At 43.8% G+C, this 10,010-nt stretch carries 7 protein-coding genes; 4 read left to right on the top strand and 3 right to left on the bottom strand.

What is annotated here, in order from left to right; genetic code table 11:
• The first annotated feature begins 251 nt into the window (after window positions 1-251).
• Window positions 252-938, top strand: a complete 687-nt coding sequence (locus AB4371_RS15905) for a MaoC family dehydratase (protein WP_017059493.1) — start codon at window positions 252-254, stop codon at window positions 936-938.
• Window positions 939-1,014: 76 nt separating this feature from the next.
• Here the strand turns inward: AB4371_RS15905 and AB4371_RS15900 are convergent, their stop codons facing one another.
• Window positions 1,015-1,830, bottom strand: coding sequence for a phosphate ABC transporter substrate-binding protein (locus AB4371_RS15900; RefSeq protein WP_017064361.1), 816 nt, complete (start codon window positions 1,828-1,830; stop codon window positions 1,015-1,017).
• Between the two features lie 253 nt (window positions 1,831-2,083).
• Between AB4371_RS15900 and AB4371_RS15895 the strand changes: the two genes are divergently transcribed.
• A complete protein-coding gene (locus tag AB4371_RS15895; RefSeq protein ID WP_017059495.1) occupies window positions 2,084-2,446 on the top strand; it encodes a DUF3024 domain-containing protein in 363 nt (120 codons plus the stop codon).
• 211 nt (window positions 2,447-2,657) lie between these two features.
• Here the strand turns inward: AB4371_RS15895 and AB4371_RS15890 are convergent, their stop codons facing one another.
• Window positions 2,658-3,461, bottom strand: coding sequence for a helix-turn-helix domain-containing protein (locus AB4371_RS15890; RefSeq protein ID WP_372150316.1), 804 nt, complete (start codon window positions 3,459-3,461; stop codon window positions 2,658-2,660).
• A gap of 188 nt (window positions 3,462-3,649) precedes the next feature.
• Entirely contained in the window at window positions 3,650-5,656 is a 2,007-nt protein-coding gene (rnb, locus tag AB4371_RS15885; protein WP_017059497.1) for an exoribonuclease II, read from the bottom strand.
• 309 nt (window positions 5,657-5,965) lie between these two features.
• On the opposite strand from rnb, the gene AB4371_RS15880 reads away from it, so the two are divergent.
• Both AB4371_RS15880 and AB4371_RS15875 read left to right on the top strand, forming a co-directional pair.
• Complete coding sequence (locus AB4371_RS15880) at window positions 5,966-8,035, top strand: DEAD/DEAH box helicase (RefSeq protein ID WP_080582207.1); 2,070 nt, start codon at window positions 5,966-5,968, stop codon at window positions 8,033-8,035.
• Window positions 8,036-8,778: 743 nt separating this feature from the next.
• Window positions 8,779-9,972 carry an acetate/propionate family kinase gene (locus AB4371_RS15875; protein WP_017064366.1) on the top strand — a complete coding sequence of 398 codons (1,194 nt, stop codon included), beginning with the start codon at window positions 8,779-8,781 and terminating at the stop codon, window positions 9,970-9,972.
• The last annotated feature ends 38 nt before the right edge of the window (window positions 9,973-10,010 follow it).

Here is a 10,010-nt window from a genome sequence, read left to right as displayed (position 1 = left end):
CGCGATGAACCTTTTTTTATTCCACTTATGAATAAAAACGCCTTTTATATAAACAAATGTTTGTCATGTGATAGAGCTAACACTCTAATTTGGGTTTTGTAATAAAATGATGTTTTATTGGTAAGTATATGTTTAATATGATTTTAACAAGGTTCAGCTAACGGTTGTATGCTCGAAAACATTTGCACAATAGTGTGAAGTGTTTCAAAATTACGAAGTTATATTGAAATTTTTTGTGCATTGAGGTTCTTATGAAAGTCATTGATTTATTTAAACACCGAGGCGATAGCATGTCTTCGCAACACTCAGAGTTTATGCAATGGATGTCTCCAGCTCTTAGAGATTACTGGGGCGACTTTCTTAATCGTACGCAAAATAGCCATTTCTTTGCGTGGGTTCGTGATCACCACAAACCTGCTGTCAATGAAGATGCACCAGAGATGCCGGTGGAACAGCCGATCGTACTTAAGCCAGAAGCACAACTTGTGTTTGATGAGCTTAATCAACAGATCGGTGAAGTCATCCATACTGGCGACTGGATCAATGTAAGTCAAGACCGTATTAACCAGTTCGGCCTTGTTACTGAAGATATGCAGTGGATTCACACTGAGCCTGAAAAAGCGGAAACAGACTCTCCGTTCAAAACAACCATCGCACATGGTTTTTTAACTTTATCTCTGCTTCCTCGATTGACTGACAGTGTTGACCCTGACAAGTCTCAATTCCCAACAGCGAAGATGGTCGTAAACATTGGTCTTAACCAAGTACGTTTCCCATACCCTGTTAAATCGGGCAGTAATGTTCGTGCTAAAAGTACGCTAACAAAAGTAACGCCAATTAAGAAAGGCCTAGAGATTGAACGCGAAATTCGCGTCGAAATCGAAGGTATTCGTCGTCCTGGCGCTGTGATCGTTTCAGTGATTCAACTTCACTTCTAAACGAACCATATAGATTCCAAAAAAAAGAGAGAGCTTAATGCTCTCTCTTTTTTTTCATAAGATAAAACTCACTCACTTATTTAATGCGAGTGTAGCCGTACTCTTCGATAAGGTCTTGCCCTTGCTTTGACTTCACGAACTTGATGAAGTCTTTGCTCTCGTCAGAAACTGAGTCTGTCTTGTGCAGCAACAAGAATGGGCGAGCCAATTCATAGCTGTGGTTAGCAATGTTCTTAGATGTTGGCTCTACGCCTTCAAATGTAATTGCTTTAATCGAACGGTCGATTGAACCAACAGAGATAAAACCAATCGCGTGTGGGTTATGGTTAACAATCGTTTTAACCATGCTGTTGCTGTTTACAACCAAGTTATTTGGGTTGATGTCAGACACTAGACGGTCATTAATGATCTTCGTTAAACCAAGCAAGCTTTCGAAGCTATAGCGTGAGCCAGAAGACGCTTCGCGAGTGACAACTGCGATAGGCTGATCTGCGCCACCCACAGCTTTCCAGTTCGTAATTTTGCCTTTGTAGATATCGAACAGCTGCTCACGTGTAACGTTGCTTACAGCGTTTGAGCGGTTAGTTACTACAGCTAGGCCGTCAAAGGCAATTGGAAATACCTTCAACTTCTCGTCTTGTTCGCGGTCGGTTAAATAACGCGAGCTCATACCGATGTCAGAGACACCTTTATTAACCATGGTAATACCTGCTGTAGAACCAATGCCCTGAACCGCAATATAGTTATCAGGGTGAGTCTTGTTGTACTCCTCAGCTAATACATCCATCACTCGTGATACTGAAGTGGAGCCCGAAATAGTGGTTTCTTGTGCTAAAGCAGCATGAGAAGACAGGGCTAAGGATAAAAGAGAGGCAAGCGCGACTCGTAACATAAACAACTCCTAGTTAATAACATTTGTCGCATATGATAGGTCGGTTATATGACACTTTTGTGAAATTCCATACTCTCGATGTATAGCTGTTCGCTTGATGAGTCGTAGCTTTCTGGGTTTCCGAAAGCAAGATTCGTTTCTGGGAGCAGGGCAGGTATTTTGATTACGCTTGTTCGCTAAAATGTTTGTTGAGTCCTAAGCTAAGTAGAGGAATTCACTACTTAGAAGTTTCTATGAAGTTACAAGGGGTGTTATGTCCGTCATTCATATCGAGCTGAATCGTCTTTTAATTGGGGCCGAGAGGCTCTGTACATCTCGAAATCGAAGTTTACCTGTCGAGCTAGGCAAATCCCTATATGAAGAGTGTGAGGGTGGTGTGCTGTTTTCTCAGGCGCATTATCTACTCGACTCATCTCACAGTGATTATACAAACGAGATCGTCTGCGTGACTTTTGATGAGTCGCTGTCTTGTTGGTTAGTGATGGTGCCGCTTGAAGGGGATGTCGAAACCGACTCTGTGAATTGGGGGCCGTATCCGTACCTTCCTAAATCGAAGGATCTTGATGCTATTTTGGCGGAAATAGAAAAAGACCCTAAATCGTACTTCTGGTCATAGTCACTCTGTTTTCACGTTTGCTGGTGGCCTGCTCGCAAAGCTGAATCAATGAGTATCAAAACTCAACCACTGAATCCCAAAGCCAAATCATCTCATCCCACACCCAAGTGGCTTAATATTGAAGCCACTTGGTTTACACCAGTTCCCAACTAAGACGTCCACATCAATCTATCGCTTTGTTTCTTTAAACTTGCGGCTTTACGCTCTGCAGTTATGCTTGTGCCACTAGCGATCGGAAGTCTTTTGGTGTTTTTCCGTGATACGTTTTAAAGGCCGTGCTGAAGTGAGCGGCACTTTTAAAGCCTGACTCATACGCGATTTGAGTGATCGACTTATCCGATGTTCTTAGCTGAGTGGCTGCATGAGCAATACGTTTTATCTTTAATAAGTTTGAGAACGACAGATCTTCAGCCGATAAGCGACGTTTAAGTGTAGCCGGTGACATTCCCATGTAACTGGCGAGCGTATCCAAAGAGATATTGTTTTCAATGTTTTGCTCGATGTAATGAATGACTCTTTGGGTCACGGTTAACCTTGAAGCTCGAGCAATAATAGCCAATAGAGCTGGGTACTGTTCCACCATCAAAGACAGCAAACTTAAGCCTAATTGAGTGAGTGCGTAGTCATTCTGAGAAGAAGAGTTGGCCAGTGACATGATGAGGTCTTTCAACTGACAGAGCTCAGTATCCGTTTGATTGAACTTAATGTACTTGTCTGGGATTCGAGCGGACTCTAAATCGCTGAACTGATTAATGAACTTTTGAAAGATAGCCAAATCAAAATCTAAGCAGGTTGCGCTGAATTCGCCATTTTCAGTGTTAACCGTGATGTCTTTAATCTGACCAGAATTGTAAAGGGTGAAATCTCCCGCTTGCAACGAGGCTTGAGTACCATTGGGCAACACAAAAGAAATGCTGCCTTTCGACACTATAAAGATACCGTTTTTAGAGGCAGGATAACGTTCTCGTCTCCTGGGAATGAAGTTTCTGAACTGAGTAACTGTGATTGATGACATAGTGAGCTTCTTTGACGTTGTAAATTGATTGCTTATTGATTGTTTTTTTTAAGTATTGTTTAAGCATGAGACATTTACAAAAAAGGCGCTAATAATTAGCGCCTTTAGAAGTGAACCTTTGAAGCTTTTGACCTTGATAGCTTTGACCTTGAAAGCCGAAACCTTGAAAGCTGTAGCTGTTAACGCCTTTAAGCTTCGGTTTCGTTTGTCGTTTCAGGCTCGCTAGGCAAGTCCGCAAATACTTGAGTAGGTTTTGCTACTAAGTTACGGTTTTCCTGATTAACTTCAGAGAGAACTACTTCTAAAACGTCTCCCAGTTTGTATACCATTTCTTTATCGATAGATACAGTACCCATATCACCGTTGCACTCTATTCTTTCTTTATTATTAAGAATGAGAGATCCAGGGATAAATGCAGCAGCACCATTTTCAAGTAAACGTACACGCATACCTGCACGGTTAATATCGAAAATCTCAGCTTGGAAACGAGTTTCTTCTGCTGGAGCATTGGCTAGAGTGCGAGCATACAACCAATCGCCAACATTACGCTCAGCCATGCCGTGGTGACGGCGGTGCAGGGCAAGTTCATCACCGATAGTTTCATCTGGTGTTTGAATTGGCGCTTTACCTAAGATGTGTGCTTTAAGCATACGGTGGTTAATCATGTCGCCATATTTACGAATTGGAGAAGTCCAAGTTGCGTAAATATCTAATCCCATCGCGTAGTGCGGTGCAGGCTCATTGCTGATCTCGCTATACGCTTGGAATTTACGAATACGGTTGTCGTAGTAGCTGTTATCTAAAGAACCTAACCAACGACGTAGAGTAGCAAAACCTTCTAGAGAAATGATTTGCTCTTCAGTGAACGGCGTTTCCGCTTGCGGGTTTACCAGTTCAAGAACGTCGGAGATTTTCTCAGCCTTGAAACCAGAATGGCAGTTAAACACACCTTGGTTGAAGCTCTCTTTTAGTACTCGGCCCGCACAGATGTTCGCGCTGATCATTGATTCTTCAACCAGCTTGTTTGCGCTACGACGCATGTCAGCGTGGATAGCGACAACATCGTTATCTTCGCTCAGTTCAAAGCGGTAGTCAGGGCGATCTGGGAACACAACAGCGTTTGCTGAGCGCCATGCTGAACGTGCTTGAGCAAATTGGTGAAGATCAGAAACAATTGCAGCAATCTCTTCTGATGGTTGCCATTTCTCTGATGCACCTGTTTCTAGCCAGTCTGATACGTTGTCGTAAGCAAGACGAGCATGAGATTTGATGTTTGCAGCGAAGAAGTTAATGTCATCACCGATAACGCCATCTTTAGATACCGTTACTGTGCAGCAAAGTGCAGGACGAACTTCGTTCTCGATCAGTGAACATAGGTTGTCAGCAAGATCACGAGGCAACATTGGGATGTTGCGACCAGGAAGGTAGATAGTGAAACCGCGCTCGCGTGCCACTTTATCCATCGCATCATCTGGAGAGATGTAAGCCGTTGGATCAGCAATTGCGATAGTCAGTTCAAAATCACCGTTCTCTTTCTTCTTCGCGTAAAGCGCGTCATCCATATCTTTTGTGCTTTCGCCATCGATAGTCACAAAAGGGACGTGCGTCATGTCTACACGTTCAAGATCGGCGTCATCGTTGATTAGCCAGTTGTCGATGCCTTCAGGCTCGCTGTTTGGTAGATCGTTTTGTGCCAGCGTTACCCACCAAGGTGCAATCTTGTCGTCAGCGTCTGTGATTTTCTCAGAGATCTGAGCCAAGAAACCATTGTCACCTTTTAATGGGTGTTGAACGATATGAGCAACAACCCAGTCACCTTCTTTAAGCGTTTCAGGGTTTAGACCCTTCATTGCTTTCGCTTTAAGTTGCAGTTTTTTGAGCTGCGGGTGATCAGGAACAACGTTCAATCGGCCTTTGAAAAGCTTAACTCGTGCAATAAAGCGAGTAAGACCTTGTTCAACCAATTCCTCAGGCTCTGCTACTTCGCGCTCTTTCTCTGTGCGAATGATGGCAATCACCTTGTCACCGTGCACACATTTCTTCATGTACGGAGGCGGGATAAAGAAGCTTGTTTTGCTATCAACTTCGAGAAAACCAAAACCTTTTTCAGTGGCTTTGATGGTACCTTCCTTTTTAGGGAGGGTTTCTTGGATTTGCTGCTTGAGCTGAGCGAGTAGAGGATTATCTTGAAACATTTTGACTTTTATCTATCGAGGACAATTGAGCACACTATAATCATTGCGAGGCTTGATTACTACTTAAAGGCGAAGTGAGCGTTAATTAATTGCCCTCTTATTTAACTAGGTCAATTTGCTAGGAGATGGGTGCTGTGACGAGATATTCATCAAGTTTTGACGATATGATAACCAGTATTGATGTAAAAGCGAAAAATATGTGATGTATTTCAATTTTTTCTGGATTTTTTTATGCATTTAGGGAATAATCCGCCTCCCTTAGACGTCCCTAATGGCTTGAAGTGTTTTATTACTGCTTCGTAACTCTGAATGGAATCAGTATCTGATTGGATCAGTATTGGAATTGATAGAGCTCCCGGGACCTTTTGTTTACTTATATATAGTGGGATCCCAATGTCCGAATCTGTAATTCAATTTAATGAATTAGCCCTAAACGATAACATTCTTTCAGCTCTTGATAGCATGGGTTTCGTTTCTCCGACTCCAATCCAAGCAGCAGCTATTCCTCTTCTTCTTGAAGGCCGTGACGCACTAGGTAAAGCACAGACTGGTACTGGTAAAACAGCAGCATTCTCTCTGCCTTTACTTAACAAAATCAACCTGAACCAACACAAACCACAAGCAATCATCATGGCTCCTACTCGTGAGCTAGCGATTCAAGTTGCTGCGGAAATCAAAAACCTTGGCCGTGATATCAAAGGTCTTAAAGTTATTGAAATCTACGGTGGTGCTTCAATTGTTGACCAAATGCGTGCTCTAAGCCGCGGTGCTCACATTGTTGTTGGTACTCCAGGTCGTGTTAAAGACTTACTGACTCGTGACCGTCTACACCTAGATGAAGCACACACATTTGTTCTTGATGAAGCAGATGAAATGCTGAAAATGGGCTTCGTAGATGACGTTACTTGGATCCTAGAGCAAGCTCCAGAATCTGCACAACGTGTACTTTTCTCTGCAACTATGCCTCCAATGGTTAAGACTATTGTTGACCGTTACCTACGTAACCCGGCTAAAGTTGACGTTGCTGGTACTAACCACACAGTTGATAAAGTAGCGCAGAACTTCTGGGTTGTTAAAGGCGTAGAAAAAGACGAAGCAATGTCTCGTCTTCTAGAAACTGAAGAAACTGACGCGTCAATCGTATTCGTACGTACTCGTCAAGACACTGAGCGTCTAGCTGATTGGCTATCTGCACGTGGCTTCAAAGCTGCTGCACTGCACGGTGATATTCCTCAGTCTCTACGTGAGCGTACTGTTGATCACATCAAACAAGGTGTGATCGACATCCTAGTTGCAACTGACGTTGTAGCTCGTGGTCTTGATGTTCCACGTATCACTCACGTATTCAACTACGACATCCCATTCGATGTTGAATCTTACATCCACCGTATTGGTCGTACTGGCCGTGCTGGACGTAAAGGTAAAGCGATCCTACTAGTTCGCACTAACCAAATTCGCATGCTTCGCACAATCGAGCGCGTAACTAAGTCTCAAATGGAAGAAATTCAACTTCCTCTACGTGACCAAGTTGCTGCTGCACGTGTTGCTAAGCTTGGCGCTGAACTTGAAACTGAGAAAGAAAGCAAAGCACTAGAAAACTTTGCAGGTCTTATCTCTACTCTTCAAGAGTCTCTAGAAGTTGATGCTGCTACTCTAGCTGCAATGCTTCTTAAGCGTCAGCAAGGTAAGAGCCCACTATTCTACGTTGGCGAAGACCCAATGATCGCTGCTATTGAGCGTGATAAGAACCGTCGCAAAGAGCGTCGTGAAGATCGTGACAACGGCCGTGACGGTGGTGGTCGCAACTTCAATACTCAAGATTGGGATACTTACCAACTACAAGTTGGCCGTGAGCAAGGCGTTCAGGTTAAAGACATCGTTGGCGCACTAGCAAACGAACTTGGCCTAACTAAAGGTTCTATCGGTGCTATCAAGCTAGACCAAGGTTCTACTTACGTTCAACTGCCAAAAGCAATGAACTCTGAAACTGCTGGTAAGCTAAGCAAACTTCGCATTCGTCAAAAAGAAGCTGGCGCTGTAGTTGTTGATTTCAATGACTTCCGTGAGCCTCGTCGTGGCGGCGGCGGTCGTGATGGCAACCGTGGTGGCAACCGTGGCGGTCGTGATGGTGGCGGCTACCGTGGTAACCGTGAAGGCGGCAACCGCGAAGGTGGTAACCGTGAAGGCGGTCGTGGTGGATACCGTGGCAACCGTGATGGTGCTCGCGATGGTAACTCTGCTGGCGGACGTGATGGCGAACGTCGTTTCGACCGTAACCGTGGTGGCGATCACCGTGGTAACTTCCGTGGCGAACGTGGCCATGGTAACGGCAATGGCGGTGGTAACCGTGGTCGTCGTCCAGAGCGCAACGAAGGTTAATCAACCTGTCGCTTAGACGCTTTAGGTCTAGACACTGAATTTAAAAGCCGAGCGTAATGCTCGGCTTTTTTGTGCCTGCTATTTGAACTTAAGCTTTGGTTGGCTCGATATTCGTAGCTAACTTACTTTAATCAAGCTTCGTTCCTGAAACTATGCTTCGTCCATGAAACTAAGCATCGCGCCTAGAACGAATGTTAGTGCCAAAACTTAGCTGTATTGCGTTCTAAGCCTATACCAAAAGAACGTGCTACAAGATGCTGAAACAAAGAGTGAAGGCTATCTAAGCGTCGTTACAGTGCATCTATTCGTAGAGTTGTGCTCGAAGGCAATCAAAATAAGATCAGATCACTATTCTCAACTTCAGTGAGCTTTTTGATGCAAACACTGAGCAATTGAGAAATCGAGCAAAAAGTTATCGGTAATGATAAGCAGACGAAAGGGAAGGGTGGTTGTTTTTCAAGCGGATCACCTGCATTTGTTCGAGTCGCTTTAATTAACTGAATCAAGTTAAAAATAACGTGAGCACTCGTTTGCGTCACCTGTTCATTAATTTTCTTATTCAACTATTTTTTAATTCCGCTCTCGAAATAAATAATTTAATGACCAAGATCAACTTAATTGTGTTCATTTAGTGTTTTTTTCAAAACAAAAGTTGAAAGATTCAAAAATTATTGAATAATGGACTTAACTAAAATTGAAGTAAACACTTCATCCAATTCGTACTGAAACAGGATCCATATCCAATGTCTAATTCGTTTGTTCTGGTTATTAACTCGGGTAGTTCATCCCTAAAATTTGCTGTAATCGATTCTGTTTCTGGTGAAGCAGTATTAAGTGGCCTAGGGGAGTGTTTTGGTCTTGAAGATGCTCGTATGAGCTGGAAATTCCAAGGCGAGAAAACTGAAATTGCCATTCAAGGTGAAGATAACCACCACAAAATTGCCATTGGCAAATTGGTTGGCCTGATGGAAGACCTAGGCTTCACGGCTGATATCGTGGCTATCGGTCACCGTATCGTTCACGGCGGTGAGAAGTTCACTCAAACGGTTCGCATTACTGAAGAAGTAACGAACGAAATTGAAAGCCTATCTGACCTAGCTCCACTTCATAACCCAGCAGGTGCTATCGGTATCCGTGCTGCAATTGAAGCTTTCCCTTCTCTACCTCAGTTCGCTGTATTTGATACTGCTTTCCACCAAACAATGCCTCAACGTGCATTCACTGGTGCAATCGCAAAAGAGCTATACACAGACTTCGGCGTACGTCGCTACGGTTTCCACGGCACTAGCCACTACTTCGTTAGCCGTGAAGCTGCGAAGATGGTTAACAAGCCAATCGAAAAATCGAGCTTCATCTCTGTTCACCTAGGTAACGGTGCATCTGTATGTGCTATTAAAGATGGTAACAGTGTTGATACTTCTATGGGCTTCACACCACTTTCAGGCCTAATGATGGGCACACGTTGTGGTGACCTAGACCCAGGCATCATCGAATACCTACTTAAGAAAGGCTGGTCACAAGAGCAAGTATTTAACTCTCTAAACAAGGAGTCTGGCTTCCTTGGCGTGTCTGGTCTTACGAGCGATGCTCGTGGCATCTTAGAAGCAATGGAAGAGGGCCACGAAGGCGCTAAGCTTGCGTTTGAGGTGTTTACTTACCGCGTAGCGAAATACGTTGCTTCTTACCTAGCAACGCTAGATTCTTTAGACGGTATCATCTTCACTGGTGGTATCGGTGAGAACTCTCTACCAATTCGTCGTGAGATCTTAAACAACCTTAAGATTCTAGGTTTCGTTGAAGATGTAGCAGGTAACGAATCTGCTCGCTTTGGTGCTGAAGGGATCATCGCTAAGTCTGAAATGTTAGACGCAGTAGCAATGGTTATCCCAACCAACGAAGAATTCGTGATCGCCCAGCAGTCGGTTGAACTGCTGTAATTTTTTCAAAAACAGATAGTTAAAAGCGAGCTTAGTGC

Origin of the sequence: Vibrio sp. 10N.261.51.A3, from assembly GCF_041471965.1 — a bacterium.
GTDB lineage: Bacteria > Pseudomonadota > Gammaproteobacteria > Enterobacterales > Vibrionaceae > Vibrio > Vibrio crassostreae_C.
This window is presented reverse-complemented; position numbering and strand designations above follow the sequence as displayed.